The sequence below is a fragment of the Sulfitobacter sp. W027 genome, assembly GCF_025143985.1.
Lineage (GTDB): Bacteria > Pseudomonadota > Alphaproteobacteria > Rhodobacterales > Rhodobacteraceae > Sulfitobacter.
This window is the reverse complement of record NZ_CP083564.1, coordinates 3,021,132-3,039,292: the sequence shown is the minus strand read 5'-3', so window position 1 is coordinate 3,039,292 and position 18,161 is coordinate 3,021,132. Positions and strand designations below refer to the sequence as shown.

Sequence of the window (18,161 nt, the reverse complement as noted above, 5' to 3'; positions counted from 1 at the left end):
CCCGCTTTGGCGGTACAACGCTTACCCGCCGGTCGGGTAGATAAAGCCGTTAACAGGATAGGTGCTTCCAAAGGCGCCGGGCTGGCTTTCGACCCGTACCGCGGACCAGTCGTTGCTGTCCGACACGTCGATCACGGCCATTTTCAGCGAGACTTCGTTGCGTTTCCAGTTGGCGTGATCCACCCGGATTTCGCGCGGCGAGACGACATCGGACACCACGGCGATATGCCCCATGGGTAGGGAGTTGGTTCCGCTAAACGCCATAACCGCGCCGACCACCGGCTCATCTCCGCGCGGATACAGCCCCTTGGCCTTGTCCCACCACGTTTCCGCGTTGCCGCGAATCTGAATGCCGCTGACATTGCGGGCAAAGGGCACGCACCACACGCGTTGGCCCTTGGCACGCATGTCCTTGGCGGTTTGCACTGCCATGAAGTGACGTTGGGGATTCAAGCCGCCGAAGTCATAGCTTTCTGGCATATCGGGCGTTTTGGCGCAGGCTGCTGTCAAAAGAAGTGTGGCGCAAAGGGCCATAAGGCCCCGGTTCGGCAGTGCTGCGCGTGTGACGCTCATATGTCCCTCATTCATGGAATCCCGCGCTGATGGCGGGTTGTATGGGATTTTGAGGATCCGGCGTCAAAAGCAAAGTGCGGAAATAGCGGGTGGCGAGAAACTGCCGGTAAGACGCATCCAAAGGAACCCTAGCCCTCGGCCCGCTCAACCCCGGCAGCAATCGCTTCGCGTAGGCGTTTTTCCAAGGTCCGCTGTTTGGCCTCGGTATAGTATTTCAGCCCGAACATGTCTTTTACGTAGAAGGTATCGACCACTTGCTCGCCAAAGGTCGCGATCACGGCGTTGGCGATATAGACATTCGAGGCGGCCAAGGTGCGGGTCAGGTCATAGAGAAGGCCGGGCCGGTCACGGGTATCGACCTCGATGATGGTATAGATTTCCGAGCCTTCATTGTCGAAAGTGATATGCGTTGGCACCTTGAAAGCACGTTCGCGTTTCTTGACCTTATCGCGGGACTTCAACGCATCACGGGCGACGATCTCCCCCCGCAGGGTCTTTTCAATCGTGTCGCGCAGGCGGGGCAGGCGCGAGGCTTCATAGGCGTTGCCTTCGCTGTCTTGTATCCAAAAAGCATCGGTCACAAAGCCGTCTTTGGTGGTATAACTGCGCGCGTCGACGACATTGGCTCCGACCAGCGCCAATGCCCCTGCGAGCCGGGCAAAGATGCCGGGGTGATCGGCCATGACAAAGCTGGCGCGCGTGGCGCCGCGATCTTCGTCTGGGTGTAAATCGATGCGGATGTCGTCATTGCCGATGTCGCGCAGCAGTTCTGCAAAGGCGACGTGAGCGGTGACATGCAGACCCTGCCAATAGGGCGGGTAGTGGCGGGCTGTCTCTTGCTGCAAAAGCTTGCGCGGCCAGTCGGAAAGCGCGGCGCGCAGGGCTTTCTTGGCCTCCGCCCCCCGGTTCTCACGGTTGAGGTCTTCAAGCCCGGTTTCAAGTGCCCGTTCGGTCTGGCGATAGAGCGCCCGGATCAGCACCGCTTTCCAATTGTTCCACGTGTTTGGCCCAACGCCGCGAATGTCGCAGACCGTCAGCACACACAGCAGGTCGAGCCGTTTGACCGTCTGCACCGCCTTGGCAAAATCGCGCACCGTGCGCGGATCGGCGATGTCGCGTTTCTGGGCCATGTCGGACATTAGCAGGTGATAGCGCACCAGCCATTCCACGGTATCGACCTCATCACGTTTTAACCCCAGCCGTGGGCCAATGCGCCGCGCGAGTTTGGCCCCGATGATCGAGTGATCCTCAGGCCGCCCTTTGCCGATGTCATGCAGCAGCAGTGCGACGTAAAGCACCTTGCGATTGACCCCGCGTTTCAGGATCGACGAGGCGACGGGCAGTTCTTCTTCCAATTCCCCCTTCTCGATCCGCGCAAGGTTGGCGATGCATTGGATGATATGTTCGTCCACGGTGTAGGAGTGGTACATGTTGAACTGCATCATCGCCACGATGGGCTCAAACTCCGGGATGAAGGCGCCCAAGACGCCCAATTCATTCATCCGCCGCAGGGCGCGTTCGGGATTGCCGTGTTTAAGCAGCAGATCAAGAAAGATGCGCCGCGCTTCGGGGGTGCGGCGCATGTCGTCGTCGATCAAGGCCAGATTTGCCTTGATCAGCCGCATGGCGTCGGGGTGGATTAACATCCCCGTGCGCAGCGCCTCTTCGAAAATGCGCAGCAGGTTCAGTTTGTCTTGCAGAAATTCGTGGTCGTCTTTCACGGCGATGCGGTTGTGCACCACCTGAAACCCTTCGCGCATCTTGGGACGGCGGCGAAAGATGCGCTCCAGCAACGGTTCGGCCTTCATATGTGAGGCTTCCAAACCGCTGACGAAGATGCGTGTTAAATCGCCCACCGCCGTGGCATGGCGGAAATAGGCCTGCATGAAGACCTCGACGCCCCGGCGTCCGCCGATGTCCTGATAGCCCATCGCCTGTGCCACCTGCACCTGCATGTCAAAGGTCAGTTGTTCCGTCGCGCGACCGGCGAGCAGGTGAAGGTGCCCGCGCACCGACCAGAGAAACGCTTCTGCCTCGCGGAAGGTGTCATATTCATCGGCACGGAAAACACCCAGATCGACAAGATCGGCAACCCGGTCAACATCATGAATGAACTTGGCGATCCAAAAAAGCGAATGCAGATCGCGCAGCCCGCCTTTGCCCTCTTTCACGTTGGGCTCGACCACATAGCGCTCACCCTGTTTCAAATGGCGGTTGTCGCGCTCCTCCAGCTTGGCTTCGATAAAGTCTTTCCCGGCGCCCGAAAAAAGATCGTTCTTGAGCCGCTCGGAAAGCTCTTCCGCAAGGGTGATATCGCCGTCGATAAAGCGGTTTTCCAGCAGCGCCGTCTGGATGGTGAAGTCATCCGCCCCAAGACGCAGGCAGTCTTCGATGGTACGGGTGGCGTGGCCGACCTTCAGCTTTAAATCCCAAAGGATATATAGCATCGATTCAATAACGCTCTCAGACCACGCGGTCGCTTTGTAGGGGATCAGGAAGAGCAGATCGACGTCGGAATGCGGGGCCATCTCCCCCCGGCCATAGCCCCCCACGCCTATCATGGCGAGCCGCTCACCCTCGGTCGGGTTTGGATTGGGGTGCAGGACCTGCGTGGCGATCTGTAAGACACAGCGCAGCAGTTGGTCGGTGAGATAGGTATAGGAAGAGGTCATCGCCCGTGCGTCAAAGGGCGATTCAGCAAAGCCCGCGGCAATGGCCTTACGGCCTGCTTGTTGGGCGTCCCGGATAAGGGGGACAATCTCACCCCGCAGCGCGGTACCTTCCAGCGTGCTGTCGCGCTGCGAGAGTGCCTGCCAGATCGCCGCGTCGTTAAAGATCTGGTCGGGCGCGCAGATCAGGCGCGGGTGTCGACGCGCGCCTGATGTTGTTGTCGGTTTCGCTAGGTCCAATTCAGAAACCAGCTCCGCCAAAGCCGCGTGGCGCTGGGTCCAGCACGACGACACGGCTATTGCGGATCGTGGCTACGGCCAGCGCACGCTCGTTGGTGCCGTCCCGGCGCAGACGGAAGATGCCGCTGGCGCCTTGGAAACCCGCTCCTTGGGTCAGTGCCGCCCCGGTGAGCGCATTGGATTTGCCACCCTTCACCAAAGACCCAATCGCCGCGATCCCGTCAAAGGCCAGCCCGGCCAAAGGATGGGGCTCGCTGCCATAGGCCGCCTTATAACGGATGGAGAAAGCACCACTCGCCGCTGTGTCAGGCAGGGCAAACCAGCCGCCCTGTACGCCGGGCAGAGCCAGCGTTTGCTGCGGGATGTCCCAACGGGTCAGACCTACATACTGCGTGGTTGCAGACTGAATGCCGGCCTGGGGAAGAAGCTCTGCGAAAAGCGGCAAGGCGCTAGCTGAGGAAGTGGTGAGGAACAGCGCATTCGCATCGCTGCCTTCGATGGTCGCTTTAACCCGCGGCACGGCGGCCACGACCGATTCTTGGCTCAGCGCATAGTCAACGGTGCCCGCCAGCGTCGCGCCATTGGCGCTGATCGCCTGCACGATCGCATCGCGGCCCAATTGACCGGCAAGGTCTTGGCCATGCAGGACAACCATTTTGTCCTTGCCGTTGCGCTTGGCAAAGCTGACCAAACGGTTGGCGGTATTGGCAAAGGTCGGCCCGAGCACGAAGACATTGCCACCTGCAATGGTCGGATTGTTGGAGAAAGAGATCACATTGACGCCGGAGGAGGCAACCGCCACCCCGGCCGCATTGGCCGCTTCGCCGTAAACCGGCCCGAGGATAATTTTAGCCCCCTCATTCACCGCCTGAGAGGCCGCGGCGGCGGCTTTGCTGGCATTGCCCGCGGTGCCGTAGACGCGCAGATCAATCTGGACCCCACCCAGATCACGCATGGCAAGACGCGCCGCGTTCTCAAGGTTCTTGGCCAGCAGCTCATCGCTGGCAGAGCCGCCACGCGGCACCAAAAGCGCGACCGGTACGGGGGCCGAAGGATCAATGCTTGGGCCGCCAGAATTGGCGCCGCCGATGGCAACTGGCTGACAAGCCGCCAGAATGACCGCGAAGAGAGGCAGCAAAAGCAAGTGCATCTTCTTGCGGAAGGCTCGGAAACAGGCAATCATTTGTATTCACTCCCCGGTGGTGGCAAGACGACGACGGTCGCCGGAACATGGCCGCGATCATAGTCACTGCGAAAGGCGGGTCCAGCGTTGAAATTCCTCAAGACAGAGCTAGCCCCGGGACTTTATTTCGTGGGCGTCCCAATTGGCACCGCGCGCGATATCACGCTGCGCGCGCTGGACACGCTCGCCTCGGCAGATCTGCTGGCGGCGGAGGACACCCGTAGCCTGCGCCGACTGATGGAAATTCACGGGGTGCCGCTAGAGGGGCGCAGGGTGATCGCCCTGCACGACCACAGCGGCACTTCGGTGCAAGAGCGGCTTATCGCAGCAATCAGAGAAGGAAAATCGGTGGCCTATGCGTCAGAGGCAGGGATGCCCCTGATCGCCGACCCCGGCTTTGAGTTGAGCCGTGCCGCCGCCGAGGCCGGGGTGATGCTGACCTGCGCGCCGGGGCCCTCGGCCGTGCTGACCGCGCTGGCGCTGGGCGGCTTGCCGACGGACGCATTTTTCTTTGCGGGTTTTCTGCCCAATAGCAAATCCGCCCGGATCGCGGCGCTGGAAAAGCTGCGCGACGTGCCCGGGACGCTGGTTTGTTACGAATCGCCGAAACGACTTGGGGCGATGCTGCGCGACGCGGCCACCGCACTGGGCGCGGGGCGCAAGGCTGCGATGTGCCGGGAGTTGACCAAGAAATTTGAGGAGATCCAGCGCGACACGCTCGAAAATCTTGCAGAGATCTATCAAGCCCAAGCACCAAAAGGCGAAGTGGTCGTGTTGATTGATCGAGGCCGTTCAGACTCTGTTAATCAACTTGATCTAGAAACTGACCTACAACGGGCGCTGAAGGAACTGTCAATGCGTGACGCTGTCGATTTGGTGGCACAGGCCCATGGCCTGCCACGGCGGCAAGTTTATCAAGCGGCATTGGCGCTCGGCAAGGGTTAGGACAGAGATCGGAGTAATGTAGATGGCGCAGGGTGATACAGGAACGATGCGAATTCCGGCCAAACGCCAACGGGGTCGCATGGCCTATCACGCCGGGATCGCCGCCGAGAATAGGATCGCGCAAGACTACGAAAGGCGGGGCTTTGCCATTGCCCGCCGCCGCTGGCGGGGTCGCGCCGGAGAAATTGATTTAATCCTACGCGATGGAGCCGCCTTAATCTTTGTCGAAGTGAAGCAAAGCCGAAGTTTCGCGCGCGCCGCGGAGAGCCTTTCTGCCCGACAGATGCAGCGCATTTACCGCTCTGCCGAAGAATTCCTGGCGGGCGAGCCTGCCGGTAGCCTGACTGAAGTGCGTTTTGATGTGGCGCTTGTCGATGGGCAGGGGGCTACGGAAATCATTGAAAACGCCTTTGGCCACGGCTGACCCATTGCGCATAGGCCCCTGCTGCGCCATCTAAGAAGCGATCCCAAAAGCCTGCACCGTCGGTCCGGGTCGGGTCACCATAGAGGTTAGCAGCGGGAGACGCCGATGAAGATCGCCTTTCAAATGGACCCGATCGGGGACGTGAATATCAACGCCGACAGCAGCTTCCGGCTGGCCGAAGAGGCGCAGGCGCGCGGGCATGAGTTGTTCTTTTATACACCCGATCATTTGGCCTACCAAGAGGGGCGGATTACGGCGCGGGGCTATGACTTTACCGTGCAGCGCGTACAGGGCGACCACGCCCAGTTCGGAGAAGAGCGAGAGGTCGATCTGGCCGACTTCGACGTGGTTTGGCTGCGCCAAGACCCGCCTTTCGACATGCATTACATTACCTCGACCCATCTGCTGGACCGGTTGAAACAAACCACTTTGGTGGTCAACGATCCTTTCTGGGTGCGCAATTACCCCGAGAAGCTCTTGGTTCTCGACTTCCCGCATCTGACGCCGCCCACAACGATCGCGCGCGATCTATCGACCATCAAAGCGTTCAAAGCGAAACATGGCGATGTGATCCTAAAGCCGCTCTATGGCAATGGCGGCGCCGGGGTGTTCCGGCTTGACGCCAATGACCGCAACCTCACCTCACTGCATGAATTGTTCACCGGTTTCTCGCGGGAACCGCTGATCGTTCAAAAATTCCTGCCGGCCGTGTCGAAAGGCGACAAGCGGGTCATCCTTGTGGATGGTGAGGCTGTGGGCGCAATCAACCGCGTTCCGGCGGAGGGGGAGACGCGGTCGAACATGCATGTCGGCGGGCGGCCTGAGAAGGTCGGGCTGACTGAGCGCGATCTTGAAATTTGCGCGGCGATCGGTCCTTTGCTGAAAGAGAAAGGTCAAATTTTTGTCGGTATCGATGTGATCGGCGACTACCTGACTGAAATCAATGTCACCTCTCCCACAGGCATTCAGGAACTGGAACGGTTCGACGGGGTGAACATCGCGGGGAAAATCTGGGAGGCGATCGAGGCCCGTCGCGGGTGAGCCTGCGCCAGCATTTTTTGAATCGCTGCCTGCGTCTGGCAGAGAAACCTCTGCTGGCGCGTGCAAACCCTCAACTCCTGCGGGCAGCGATGGAGATGCAAGCGCGGCTCTTTTTCAAGGGGCCGCGCGAAGTGGCCGCCGAATGGCGGGACTTGCCGGGGGCGGGATCGGCGCTTTGGCTTATACCACAGCGCCCTCCCACGGGCAGCGTGATCCTATACATCCATGGTGGCGGATTTGTCTTCGGCAGCCCGGAAACCCACCGCGCCATGGTCGCGCGTCTGGCGCTGCTGACCGGCGCGCAGGCGGTGCTGCCCCGCTATGCGCGGGTGCCGGAGGTGTCCTTTCCCAAACCTGCCGAAGACGTTCGCGCCGCTTGGGAGGCGCTGCGCCAGCTGGGCATCGCGGCGCGGGATATCGTGATCGGCGGCGACAGTGCGGGTGGTGCTTTGGTCTTTGACCTGTTGGCACAGCTTTGCCGCGAAGGGTCGGCACTGCCCGCGGGAGCTTTCGGGCTTTCCCCTCTGTTGGACATGACCTTTTCGGGGTCAAGTTTCACGCAGAACGCCGAGAATGACGTGCTGCTGCCCGCAGCCCGTGCGGCTGAGATGGCGCGGCTATATCTTCAAAATCAAAGCCCGGAAAACCCGCGCGCCAGTCCGCTCTTCGCTGAATTCGATGGCGCGCCGCCGGTTTGGCTCACCGTGAGTGACAGCGAAATTCTGCGCGATGACAGCCGTCGTTTTGCGGCCCGCCTGCGGAATGCACGCGTGTCTGTCACTATCGAGGAGGTTCATGATCTGCCGCATGTCTGGCCGCTGTTTCAGAACCACCTGCCGGAGGCGCGCGAGACCCTTGCGACCCTCGCCGATTGGATTAACGCCCTGCCGCCGGGTCAGGCAGGCGAAAGCTGATCGCTTCGGCCATATGGGGGCGGCGTACGTCGGCTGCCCCCTCTAAATCAGCGATGGTACGTGCCACGCGCATCACCCGGTGATAGCCGCGTGCAGAGAGGCGAAAGCGCTCTGCCGCGCGGTGCAGCAGGTCACGCGCTTCCACATCCGGGCTGACCACAGTTTCGAGCAGCGCGCCCGCTGCATCGGCATTGGCCGACATGCCTTCATGTCCGGCATAGCGCGTCGTCTGCACCGCCCGCGCAGCGGCGACCCTCGCGGCGACCTCGGATGAGCCTTCGCCGCTGGGCGGCAGGTTGAGGTCGCTGTAGCTTACCGGGGGGACATCGACGCGCAGGTCAAAACGGTCCATCAGCGGGCCTGAGATGCGGCCCATATAGTCTTCGCCGCAGGCTGGAACGCGGGCGCAGGCGCGGGCCGGATCGGGCAGGTATCCGCATTTGCAGGGGTTCGCTGCGGCCACGAGCATGAACCGGCAGGGGTATTTTATGTGGGCGTTGGCGCGCGCGATCATCACCTCTGAGGTCTCGATGGGTTGGCGCAGGGTTTCGAGGACCGTCCGGTTGAATTCAGGAAATTCATCCATGAAAAGCACGCCGTTATGCGCCAGTGATACCTCCCCCGGGCGCGCCTGCCGTCCGCCGCCGATGATGGCGGCCATGGAGGCGGTGTGATGCGGCTCGCGAAAAGGGCGACTGCGGGAAATGCCGCCTTCGTCGAGCAACCCTGCGAGGGAATGGATCATCGAGGTCTCAAGCGCCTCGGTCGCGGTGAGCGGCGGCAGGATGCCCGGCAGCCGCGCCGCCAGCATGGACTTGCCCGAGCCCGGCGTGCCGACCAACATCAGATGGTGCCGCCCGGCGGCGGCGATCTCCAGCGCCCGTTTGGCCCGCTCCTGACCTTTGACTTCGCGCAAATCGCGGCCTGCTGCGATTAACGGCACCTCCCCCGGCTCTGCGGGAGTGATTGGCACTTGGCCTGTGTAATGGCGGACGACATCGCCCAAATTGGCGGCGGCGATGACCTGTGTTTTACCCACCCAAGCGGCCTCTGCCCCTGATCCTGTGGGGCACAAAAGGCTGCGGTCGTGGGTGGCAGCGGCCATGGCTGCGGGAAGGGCGCCGACGACGGGCATGAGCGTTCCGTCGAGCGAAAGCTCCCCCAAAGCCACGACGTTTTGCGTGATATCATCCGGCAGGATGTCCAGCGCCGACAGAAGTGCGAGTGCGATGGGCAGGTCGAAATGGCTGCCTTCTTTTGGAAGGTCGGCGGGGGAGAGGTTCACGGTGATGCGTTTCGACGGCAAGGCGATGGCCATGGCGCTGAGCGCAGTACGCACCCGGTCGCGCGCTTCTGACACGGCTTTGTCCGCCAGCCCCACGATGGAGAAACCGGGCAGACCCGCAGTCACCGCACATTGCACCTCGACGATGCGCGCCTCGACCCCCTGAAATGCGACCGTATAGGCCCGCGATACCATCGCCTGTTCTCCCGCCTTGCTATGGTTAATCGGTAGGCAAGACGGGTTTAGGAATGGTTAACGCAGGTCTCAGTCAGGCGACTGGCCAGTTCCGTTTGGGCAGGCCAAGCTCATAGGGGAACGGGTCATATTTGGTTTCCAGCCCTGCGGCGCGCCATGCCTTAAAGGCCGGATCATTGATCGTGGCCTCGCAATAGGCCCGCGCCTCCGACGAGACGGGGAGGTCGTAGCCGACGATCCGTGCCGCGACCGGGGCATAGAACACATCGGCGAGCGAGTAGGCCCCGAAAAGCCACGGCCCTGCGCTGCGCTGCTGGCTGCGGGCATGGCGCCAGAGATCTTCGATGCGCTCTAAATCCTGCCGGGTGTCGGCATCCGGTTCGAACCCGTCCCACACATGTTGCAACTGCATCGGGCAGGCCCCGCGCAGCGCGCCGAAACCGGAGGCCATCGCAGCGCATAGCCAACGTGCTGTGGCGCGGGCAGCGGGATCGGCGGGCCATAGCCCGGCGTCAGGATGCCGTTCGGCCAGTGTTTCAGCCATGGCAAGCGTCTCTCCTACCACTGTGCCGTCGGGCAGACGCAGGACAGGCACCAGCCGCGCCGGGGCGAGCGGGGCGAGCGGGGCGAGGTCATCGGCCATGGTCCCGCTGTAAAGACCAACCAGATGCGCGCGGTAAGGCAGATCGAAGTTCTCAAGCATCAGCCACCCCCTAAGGGACCAACTGGAGAAGGTGCGATCGCCGATATAAAGATCATATGTCATGGGCGAAATTAGGCAGAAGAAGGTCGCCAAGCAAAGCTCTTTATGCGGCGATGTTGGCTATGGGGTATGATTAATTCCGTTGATCCGCCAAGTACCGCGGTCGTGCACCAAATGTGTGACCGAGAGGTTGTCGATCTTATGGGCCATCGCCTCAAGCGGGCCGCCACCTTGGGCCTGCTGAACCTGTGTGAGTATTACCCCAAAATGCGCCACGGCGATCACATGGGCGTTTGGATGGGCCGCGTTAATCTGCGCGACCACCCCGTCGACGCGCGCTTTGGTCTGATTCCAACTTTCCCCATCGGGGGCCGCGACATCACCGGGGGTCTCCCAATAGGCGCGGCTTAGGTCGGGATCGCGCGCGGCGACTTCGGAAAAATGCAGCCCGTCCCACGCGCCGAAATGCAGCTCTCGCAGTCCATGTTCATGGGGCAGACGAAGACGGGAGGGCAGGGACAGCGCATCTGCCGTATGCACCGCGCGGATCAGGTCCGAGGACACGAGCAGCGCCTCATTGGGCAGGTGCAGGTTCAACCGTGCGAGGCGGGGGGCATCGGAAAGGTCAGCCGGGACATCCCGCCAGCCGACGAAGTTTTTTTCATGGGTTGGGCCGTGGCGCACCCAGTGCCAAATGGTCACGGCAGTTCACCTTTCAGCAGTTGCGGCAGGCCAACGACGACCTGCACCACGGTTTCCGCCTCCGCCGCCAGTGCGATATTCAACCGCCCCTGCGCCTCGCGGAACTGACGGGCCATGGCGTTGTCGGGCACGATGCCTTGGCCGACCTCGTTAGAGACGATGACCCAATGGGGCGCGCAGCCGCGCAGGGCATCCAAAAGCTGCGACTGCGCCGCGTCGAGATCACTGCCTTCCATGAGATGATTGCTCAGCCACATCGTCGCGCAATCGATCAGCACAATTTCGCCAGCGGGGAGTTCCGCCAGCGGCGCGGACAGATCAAGCGGGCATTCGACGGTGCGCCAGCCCGTATCGCGTCTTGCTTGATGTTTGTTCACACGTTCTTGAACTTCATCATCCCAGATGCGTCCGGTGGCGAGGTAAGTCTTTGGCATACCGGTGTTATTCACGAGCGCTTCCGCCCATTCCGACTTGCCTGAGGCCGCCCCGCCTAGGGCAAAGGTAGTTCTAGGCAACATCTTCTCACCAAATATTTGAACCAAATGGCATGTCTCTGCGTATCTCCACCAAAGGCTCATCACAAGGTGCGCCGCGCATTTCTCAAGGGGGATATACAAATGTCATTGCAGACTGCTCGCGAATTTTCACTCACCCGCACCGCCATGAAAGCCGAATTGCTGGACGCTGAAACCGAGTTGCAACTGGCCTATGCGTGGCGTGATCAGCGGGACGAGGCCGCGCTGCATCGTCTGATCACCGCCTATATGCGCCTGGCAATCTCGATGGCTGGCAAGTTCAAACGCTACGGCGCGCCGATGAACGATCTGATTCAAGAGGCGGGTCTCGGCTTGATGAAAGCCGCCGACAAATTTGACCCCGACCGGGGCGTGCGGTTCTCGACCTATGCGGTTTGGTGGATCAAAGCGAGCATCCAAGACCACGTGATGCGCAATTGGTCCATGGTGCGGACCGGTTCGACTTCTTCGCAGAAATCCCTGTTCTTCAACATGCGCCGCGTGCAGGCCCGGTTGGAGCGTGAGGCTTCGGCAATGGGAGAGACACTCGACAAACACCAGTTGCGCCAGATGATTTCGACCGAGATTGGCGTACCGTTGCATGACGTCGAGATGATGGAAGGGCGGCTGTCTGGCTCTGACTACTCTCTTAATGCCACTCAGTCTGCTGAGGATGAGGGCCGCGAGTGGATTGAGGCCTTGGCCGATGAGAGTGCGCAGGCGGCTGAACGCGTCGAAGAGCAGCATGATACGGCGCAACTGCGCAATTGGCTGCTGACCGCAATGCAAGGGCTGTCTGAGCGCGAACAGTTCATTGTCCGCGAGCGTAAACTGCGCGATCCATCGCGCACGCTGGAGAGCCTTGGAGATGAGTTGAGCCTCAGCAAAGAGCGGGTGCGTCAGCTCGAAGCTGCGGCTTTCGGTAAAATGCGGAAATCGCTTGAATTGCAATCGCGTGAGGTCTTTGCCTTTCTGGCCTGATCCTGCAGAGTGATGCCCGCCGGGGCTGGCAGATTGTTACGCCCCGGATTAAGGTCTCCTGAACGCAAACGGGGGGCCTTTATGCTGTCGGGCAAACATATTCTGCTGATCATCGGCGGGGGGATCGCTGCGTATAAATCGCTTGATTTGATCCGGCGTTTGCGCGAACGCGGGGCCAAGGTAACCCCAGTTCTGACCCGCGCGGGCGAGGAATTTGTCACACCGCTCTCCGTCTCAGCCCTGACCGGGGTGAAGGTCTTTCGCGATCTCTTTGACCTTGGTGATGAGGCCGAGATGGGCCACATTCAACTTAGCCGCGCGGCTGACTTGCTGGTGGTCGCCCCCGCCACGGCAGATCTGATGGCAAAGATGGCACAGGGCGCGGCGAATGATCTCGCGTCGACCCTGCTTTTGGCCACCGACACACCAGTTCTGCTGGCGCCTGCAATGAATGTGCGCATGTGGCAGCACCCCGCGACGCAGCGCAACATTGCCACCCTGCGCGGCGATGGCATCACCATGGTCGGCCCGAATGACGGCGACATGGCCTGCGGTGAATACGGGCCGGGACGGATGGCCGAACCACTTGAAATCGCGACCGCAATCGAGGCGAAGCTCGGCGATGGGCCGCTGAAGGGCAAACGCATCCTCGTCACTTCAGGCCCCACGCATGAGCCGATCGACCCGGTGCGTTATATCGCCAACCGTTCCTCTGGCGCGCAGGGCACGGCCATTGCGCGCGCGCTTGTGGCTCTGGGGGCAGAGGTCGTCTTTGTCACCGGTCCGGCAGAGGTTACCCCTCCCGCAGGGGTTGAAGTGGTGCCCGTACAAACCGCACAACAGATGATGCAAGCGGTTGAGGCAGCATTGCCTGCTGATGCCGCTGTTTTCGCCGCGGCGGTGGCCGATTGGCATGTGGTGGGGGCAGGGGACCGCAAGTTGAAGAAATCCAAGGATGGGCTCCCCAGCCTGTCCTTTGCCGAAAACCCCGATATTCTGAAAACCATAAGCCAGCGCAGCGCAGGCCGGCCCGCACTGGTCGTGGGTTTCGCGGCAGAGACGGACGATGTGCTGGCCCATGCCACAGCCAAACGCGCGCGGAAGGGGTGTGATTGGATCGTCGCCAATGATGTCTCTCCCGCCACCGGCATCATGGGCGGCAGTGAGAACGCCGTGACGCTGATCACCGGCGCCGGCGCTGAGGATTGGCCGCGCATGGGGAAAGATGCAGTGGCCGCGCGCCTTGCCGAACGTATCGCCGCGGCGCTGGCTTGAGGGGGACGCTATGACCACGATCAAACTCTGTTGGGCCGATGGCGCGGACCGCAGCCTGCCACTGCCCGCCTATGAAAGCGCGGGGGCGGCGGGCGCGGACCTGCGGGCCAACCTGCCCGGCGGCGCTGTCACCTTGGCCCCCGGCGCGCGGGCGCTGGTTTCAACCGGGTTGCATATGGCGATCCCGCAGGGGTTCGAGGTGCAGGTCCGCCCGCGCTCGGGGTTGGCGCTGAAACATGGGATTACCTTGATCAACAGCCCCGGCACCATCGACAGCGATTATCGTGGCGTGGTTGGGGTGATCCTTGGCAATACCGGAGAGGCGCCGTTTGTCGTGGAACACGGTATGCGCATCGCGCAGATGGTGGTGGCCCCGGTGGTGCAGGCGGGGTTCGATCTGGCCGACAACCTTGATGAGACGTCACGCGGTACGGGCGGTTTTGGCTCAACGGGGGCAGTCTGATGCTGGCGGTTCTGATCATTGCCGTAGCGCTTTGGTTCGGCGGTGGGTTCCTCGGCCTGCCCCGCGGCCTGCGGGTGGGGCTGATCGCGGTAATGTATCTGGCCTTGGTCGGGCTGCATCTGTCCTTTCCAGTAGGCCATCCGCTGCGCCTTGCGACCGGTGGAAGTGCTGCACCGTGGCTGCTACTCGGCGGCTTTGTCGTGCTGGTGGTGCTATACCGGCAGGGGCTGCGGACCCTGCGCACCCGCGCCACGCCGCGCGAAGCGGTCCCGACGTCGGGCAGTTTTTCCGACAGCGAGTTGAACCGCTATGCCCGCCACATTGTCTTGCGCGAGGTCGGCGGGGCCGGGCAGAAGGCGCTGAAGAATGCCAAAGTGCTGGTGGTGGGGGCAGGGGGCCTCGGCGCGCCCGCGCTGCAATATCTCGCGGCGGCGGGAGTGGGCACCATCGGGGTGATTGACGATGACAAAGTGGAGAACGCCAATCTTCAACGGCAGGTGATCCACAAGGACGCCGCCATCGGCACGCCCAAGGTCTTCTCTGCTCAGGCCGAGATGCTGGCGCAGAACCCGCATATTACCGTACGCACCTACCACCGCCGCTTGACTGACGAGATCGCCGCCGAACTGGTGGCCGACTATGACCTCGTGCTCGACGGCGCCGACAATTTCGACACCCGCTACCGCGTCAACGCCGCCTGTGTCGCGACGGGCGTGCCGCTGATCTCGGGTGCGCTCAGCCAGTGGGAGGGGCAGTTGAGCGTTTTCGACCCCGCCCGCGGCGCGCCCTGCTATCGCTGCATCTTCCCCGAAGCGCCCGCAGCCGGGCTTGCGCCCTCTTGCGCCGAGGCCGGGGTGATCGGGCCGCTGCCCGGCGTGATCGGCACGATGATGGCGCTGGAGGCGGTGAAGCTCATCACCGGCGCGGGCAGCGTGCTGCGCAGCGATATGATGATCTACGACGGGCTTTATGGTGAGACTCGCAAGATTGGTCTGAAGCGGCGGAAGGGCTGCGAAACCTGCGGCGGGTGATTGCAAGTCTCTGCCCCGCGCCCCATCTTGGGCGCGAAGGAGACATTCATGACAAATCCGCTGCTGGCCGACTGGGACACCCCCTTCGGCATCGCCCCCTTTAATCGCATTTCCGACGAGGATTTCGCCCCCGCGTTGGACGAGGCGCTCTCCGCCCACCGGGCCGAGATCGACGCCATCGCCGACAATTCCGAAGACCCCACATTCGCCAATACCATCGAGGCCCTGGAAGCCTCGGGTGAGGCGCTCGACAAGGTTCTGAGCGTCTTCTTCACCGTTGCGGGCGCCGACAGCAACCCCAAGCGCGAGGCTCTGCAGCGCGACTTCTCGCCCAAGCTCGCCGCGCATCAATCGGCGATTTCGGGCAATGCCAAGCTTTTCGCGCGGATCGCTGCCGTTTGGGATGCGCGGGATGATCTGGGTCTGACCGAGGAACAGGCGCGGGTGCTGATGCTGTCCCATCGTGGCTTCGTCCGCTCCGGCGCGGCGCTGAGCGGCGATGCGGCCAAACGCATGAAAGAGATCAAGGCACGGCTTGCTGTGCTGGGGACGCAGTTCACCCAGAACCTGCTGGCCGATGAGCGGGCGTGGTTCATGCCACTGGGTGAAGGTGATCTGACCGGCCTGCCCGATTTCGTGATCGACACCGCTCGGGCGGCGGGTGAAGAAAAGGCGGCGGACGGTCCTGTGGTCACGCTGTCGCGCTCGCTGATCGTGCCTTTCCTGCAATTTTCGGACCGTCGTGACCTGCGCGAGAGGGCTTTTCGCGCGTGGGAAGCACGTGGTGCAAACGGCGGGGAGACCGACAACCGCGAGATTGCCGCCGAGACGCTTGCCCTGCGCAAGGAACGTGCAACGCTTTTGGGCTATGAGAATTTCGCGGCCTTTAAGCTGGAAACCGAAATGGCTAAAACACCTGAGGCTGTGCGCGACCTGCTGATGTCGGTCTGGAAACCGGCCAAGGCGCAGGCCGACGCCGATGCCGAGGTGCTGACCGCGCTGATGCGTGAGGGCGGGGTGAATGGCGCGCTGGAGCCGTGGGACTGGCGCTACTACGCCGAGAAACGCCGCGCGGCCGAACATGACCTCGATGAAGCGGCGCTGAAGCCCTACTTCCAACTCGATCGGATGATCGACGCGGCCTTTGACTGTGCCAACCAGTTGTTCGGGCTGGAGTTCGCGCCCCTCAACGTGCCGCTCTACCACCCCGACTGCCGGGCGTGGGAAGTGACTCGAGGCGGCAAGCATGTGGCGGTCTTCATTGGCGATTATTTCGCGCGCGGCTCAAAACGCTCGGGCGCTTGGTGCTCGGCCATGCGGTCGCAGGCGAAGTTCCCCCGTCAGCAGGCCCCCGTAGTGATCAACGTCTGCAACTTCGCCAAGGGCGATCCGGCGCTGCTGTCCTACGACGACGCGCGCACGCTGTTTCACGAGTTCGGCCACGCGCTGCACCAGATGCTGTCGGATGTGACCTACGAAAGCGTCAGCGGCACTTCCGTGGCGCGCGACTTCGTGGAGCTGCCCAGCCAGCTTTATGAGCATTGGCTGGATCAGCGTGAGGTCTTGCAAAAATTCGCCACACATGCCCGCACTGGTGAAGCGATGCCGGGTGAGATGTTGGAAAAGGTGTTGAAGGCCGCGACCTTCGACATGGGGTTCCAGACGGTGGAATACATCGCCTCGGCGCTTGTGGACCTGGAGTTCCATGACGGTGAGCCGCCTGCCGATCCGATGGCGAAACAGGCTGAGGTTCTCGACAGCATCGGCATGCCGCAGGCGATCCGCATGCGCCACGCCACGCCGCAATTCGCGCATGTATTCTCGGGCGATGGCTATTCCAGCGCCTATTACAGCTACATGTGGTCCGAGGTGATGGACGCCGACGCCTTCGCCGCCTTCGAGGAAGCGGGCGGGGCCTTTGACGCGGAACGCGCCGAGGCGTTGGAGACGCATATCCTTTCGACCGGCGGCAGCCGTGATCCGGCGGAACTTTACACCGCGTTCCGGGGTCGCCTTCCGGGGGTTGAGGCGCTGCTCAAGGGGCGGGGGTTGGTCGCCTGAGCACCACCGCAACCGGGGGTCAATACCCCCGGTCGCGGTCCACCAGATGCAGCAGGGGCTCGCCGGCCTCGCTGCGGCGGATGTTCTCTGCGATCACTTCCGAGGCGGTGCCGTTGCGCGTGGCGGCGGCAATATGCGGGGTCACGGTGACGCGTGGATGTGCCCAATAGGGGTGGTCGTCGGGCAGCGGCTCTACCCGGAACACATCCAGCGTCGCATGGGCGATTTGGCCGCTGTCGAGCGCGGCAAGCAAGGCGTCATCGTCAATCAACGGCCCGCGACCGGGGTTGATGATGAAAGCCCCTTTCGGCATCTGCGCCAAGGTCTCCGCATTTATAACGTTCTGCGTGGCGGGTGTATCGGGCATCAGGAGCACGGCGATATCGGCCCGCTGCAACGCTTCGGTAAGACCAGTATCACCATGTAGACAGCGCACACCCTCCACCGCCTTTTGGCTGCGTGACCAGCCGCTGACATCAAAACCCAGACCCACCAGAGCCTCGGCCACAGCCTGACCAAGCGCGCCGAGCCCAAAGATCGTCACACCGCGCTCCCGCGCCAGCGGTTGATCGCGCGGCTCCCATTTCGCGTCCCGTCGGGTGATGTCGATATCCAGCCCCAGATGATAGCGCAGCACATGGCCGGTCACCCATTCCACCATGCCCTGCGTCAGGCCGAAATCGACCATACGGGCCAGCGGGATTTTGAGGGTCTCATTGCCCGTGATCGCCTCCACCCCGGCCCATAGGTTCAGCACCGCCTTGGCCCGGGTATAGGGCGCGAAATCTTGCAAATCGCTGTTGGGCGCATAGACGATGTAATCCACTTCTTCGGGCGGCAGATCGGTGGCCAGTTTGAACTCCCGCCCCGGCAGTGCGTCGGTCAGGGCGCGGGTCAGGGGCGCCTCATAGCCGGTCCAACGTTCGGCCTTGGCGGCGAAGAGAATATTGATTGTCATAAG

At 62.2% G+C, this 18,161-nt stretch carries 17 protein-coding genes; 9 read left to right on the top strand and 8 right to left on the bottom strand.

The genetic code is table 11. The annotated features are described in order from the left end of the window. Window positions 1-21: 21 nt before the first annotated feature. From K3759_RS14845 to K3759_RS14835, 3 genes are all read right to left on the bottom strand, one after another. Window positions 22-573 (bottom strand): CHAP domain-containing protein, encoded by a 552-nt coding sequence (locus K3759_RS14845; RefSeq protein ID WP_259982940.1) that lies wholly within the window; start codon window positions 571-573, stop codon window positions 22-24. Window positions 574-701: 128 nt separating this feature from the next. After that, complete coding sequence (locus K3759_RS14840; protein ID WP_259982939.1) at window positions 702-3,482, bottom strand: [protein-PII] uridylyltransferase; 2,781 nt, start codon at window positions 3,480-3,482, stop codon at window positions 702-704. A 1-nt stretch (window position 3,483) separates the two neighbouring features. Next, window positions 3,484-4,665: a penicillin-binding protein activator gene (locus tag K3759_RS14835; protein ID WP_259982938.1), complete on the bottom strand. Its 1,182-nt coding sequence runs from the start codon at window positions 4,663-4,665 to the stop codon at window positions 3,484-3,486. Between the two features lie 87 nt (window positions 4,666-4,752). Between K3759_RS14835 and rsmI the strand changes: the two genes are divergently transcribed. The 4 genes from rsmI (at window position 4,753) to K3759_RS14815 (ending at window position 7,989) form a co-directional block, all read left to right on the top strand. Then, window positions 4,753-5,610, top strand: a complete 858-nt coding sequence (rsmI, locus tag K3759_RS14830) for a 16S rRNA (cytidine(1402)-2'-O)-methyltransferase (RefSeq protein ID WP_259982937.1) — start codon at window positions 4,753-4,755, stop codon at window positions 5,608-5,610. Between the two features lie 22 nt (window positions 5,611-5,632). After that, window positions 5,633-6,034 (top strand): YraN family protein, encoded by a 402-nt coding sequence (locus tag K3759_RS14825; RefSeq protein WP_259982935.1) that lies wholly within the window; start codon window positions 5,633-5,635, stop codon window positions 6,032-6,034. 105 nt (window positions 6,035-6,139) lie between these two features. Then, complete coding sequence (gshB, locus tag K3759_RS14820; RefSeq protein WP_259982934.1) at window positions 6,140-7,075, top strand: glutathione synthase; 936 nt, start codon at window positions 6,140-6,142, stop codon at window positions 7,073-7,075. Continuing rightward, window positions 7,072-7,989, top strand: coding sequence for an alpha/beta hydrolase (locus K3759_RS14815; RefSeq protein WP_259982932.1), 918 nt, complete (start codon window positions 7,072-7,074; stop codon window positions 7,987-7,989). The genes gshB and K3759_RS14815 overlap by 4 nt, the downstream gene beginning before the upstream one ends. Here the strand turns inward: K3759_RS14815 and K3759_RS14810 are convergent. The 4 genes from K3759_RS14810 to cobU all read right to left on the bottom strand — a co-directional run bounded on the left by K3759_RS14810 (window position 7,952) and on the right by cobU (window position 11,392). After that, window positions 7,952-9,469: a YifB family Mg chelatase-like AAA ATPase gene (locus K3759_RS14810; RefSeq protein WP_259982930.1), complete on the bottom strand. Its 1,518-nt coding sequence runs from the start codon at window positions 9,467-9,469 to the stop codon at window positions 7,952-7,954. The two genes, K3759_RS14815 and K3759_RS14810, sit on opposite strands and share 38 nt — an antisense overlap. Before the next feature lie 73 nt (window positions 9,470-9,542). Continuing rightward, window positions 9,543-10,172 carry a glutathione S-transferase gene (locus K3759_RS14805; protein ID WP_259982928.1) on the bottom strand — a complete coding sequence of 210 codons (630 nt, stop codon included), beginning with the start codon at window positions 10,170-10,172 and terminating at the stop codon, window positions 9,543-9,545. A gap of 120 nt (window positions 10,173-10,292) precedes the next feature. Further along, window positions 10,293-10,874 carry a histidine phosphatase family protein gene (locus tag K3759_RS14800; RefSeq protein ID WP_259982926.1) on the bottom strand — a complete coding sequence of 194 codons (582 nt, stop codon included), beginning with the start codon at window positions 10,872-10,874 and terminating at the stop codon, window positions 10,293-10,295. Beyond that, window positions 10,871-11,392 carry a bifunctional adenosylcobinamide kinase/adenosylcobinamide-phosphate guanylyltransferase gene (gene cobU, locus K3759_RS14795; RefSeq protein WP_259982924.1) on the bottom strand — a complete coding sequence of 174 codons (522 nt, stop codon included), beginning with the start codon at window positions 11,390-11,392 and terminating at the stop codon, window positions 10,871-10,873. The genes K3759_RS14800 and cobU overlap by 4 nt, the downstream gene beginning before the upstream one ends. Before the next feature lie 99 nt (window positions 11,393-11,491). Between cobU and K3759_RS14790 the strand changes: the two genes are divergently transcribed. The 5 genes from K3759_RS14790 (at window position 11,492) to K3759_RS14770 (ending at window position 17,200) form a co-directional block, all read left to right on the top strand. After that, window positions 11,492-12,370, top strand: a complete 879-nt coding sequence (locus K3759_RS14790) for an RNA polymerase factor sigma-32 (protein WP_259982922.1) — start codon at window positions 11,492-11,494, stop codon at window positions 12,368-12,370. Window positions 12,371-12,451: 81 nt separating this feature from the next. Next, the gene (gene coaBC, locus K3759_RS14785) at window positions 12,452-13,645 is read left to right on the top strand and encodes a bifunctional phosphopantothenoylcysteine decarboxylase/phosphopantothenate--cysteine ligase CoaBC (protein ID WP_259982920.1); all 1,194 of its coding nucleotides are present in this window, start codon (window positions 12,452-12,454) and stop codon (window positions 13,643-13,645) included. Between the two features lie 10 nt (window positions 13,646-13,655). Further along, the gene (dut, locus tag K3759_RS14780) at window positions 13,656-14,108 is read left to right on the top strand and encodes a dUTP diphosphatase (protein WP_259982918.1); all 453 of its coding nucleotides are present in this window, start codon (window positions 13,656-13,658) and stop codon (window positions 14,106-14,108) included. Next, complete coding sequence (locus K3759_RS14775; protein ID WP_259982916.1) at window positions 14,108-15,139, top strand: molybdopterin-synthase adenylyltransferase MoeB; 1,032 nt, start codon at window positions 14,108-14,110, stop codon at window positions 15,137-15,139. The genes dut and K3759_RS14775 overlap by 1 nt, the downstream gene beginning before the upstream one ends. Before the next feature lie 48 nt (window positions 15,140-15,187). Then, window positions 15,188-17,200, top strand: a complete 2,013-nt coding sequence (locus tag K3759_RS14770) for a M3 family metallopeptidase (RefSeq protein ID WP_259982913.1) — start codon at window positions 15,188-15,190, stop codon at window positions 17,198-17,200. A gap of 19 nt (window positions 17,201-17,219) precedes the next feature. Here K3759_RS14770 and K3759_RS14765 read toward each other — a convergent pair whose 3' ends face one another. Beyond that, on the bottom strand, window positions 17,220-18,158 hold the full coding sequence (locus K3759_RS14765; protein WP_259982911.1) for a glyoxylate/hydroxypyruvate reductase A: 939 nt from the start codon (window positions 18,156-18,158) through the stop codon (window positions 17,220-17,222). Window positions 18,159-18,161 lie beyond the last annotated feature (3 nt).

Bases quoted from the DNA above. Each gene is read 5' to 3' on its own strand.
- coaBC (WP_259982920.1), top strand. From the start codon at position 12,452: ATGCTGTCGGGCAAACATATTCTGCTGATCATCGGCGGGGGGATCGCT.
- K3759_RS14770 (WP_259982913.1), top strand. From the start codon at position 15,188: ATGACAAATCCGCTGCTGGCCGACTGGGACACCCCCTTCGGCATCGCC.
- K3759_RS14810 (WP_259982930.1), bottom strand. From the start codon at position 9,469: ATGGTATCGCGGGCCTATACGGTCGCATTTCAGGGGGTCGAGGCGCGC.
- dut (WP_259982918.1), top strand. From the start codon at position 13,656: ATGACCACGATCAAACTCTGTTGGGCCGATGGCGCGGACCGCAGCCTG.
- K3759_RS14835 (WP_259982938.1), bottom strand. From the start codon at position 4,665: ATGATTGCCTGTTTCCGAGCCTTCCGCAAGAAGATGCACTTGCTTTTG.
- K3759_RS14765 (WP_259982911.1), bottom strand. From the start codon at position 18,158: ATGACAATCAATATTCTCTTCGCCGCCAAGGCCGAACGTTGGACCGGC.
- K3759_RS14805 (WP_259982928.1), bottom strand. From the start codon at position 10,172: ATGCTTGAGAACTTCGATCTGCCTTACCGCGCGCATCTGGTTGGTCTT.
- gshB (WP_259982934.1), top strand. From the start codon at position 6,140: ATGAAGATCGCCTTTCAAATGGACCCGATCGGGGACGTGAATATCAAC.
- K3759_RS14775 (WP_259982916.1), top strand. From the start codon at position 14,108: ATGCTGGCGGTTCTGATCATTGCCGTAGCGCTTTGGTTCGGCGGTGGG.
- cobU (WP_259982924.1), bottom strand. From the start codon at position 11,392: ATGTTGCCTAGAACTACCTTTGCCCTAGGCGGGGCGGCCTCAGGCAAG.
- K3759_RS14825 (WP_259982935.1), top strand. From the start codon at position 5,633: ATGGCGCAGGGTGATACAGGAACGATGCGAATTCCGGCCAAACGCCAA.
- K3759_RS14845 (WP_259982940.1), bottom strand. From the start codon at position 573: ATGAGCGTCACACGCGCAGCACTGCCGAACCGGGGCCTTATGGCCCTT.
- K3759_RS14790 (WP_259982922.1), top strand. From the start codon at position 11,492: ATGTCATTGCAGACTGCTCGCGAATTTTCACTCACCCGCACCGCCATG.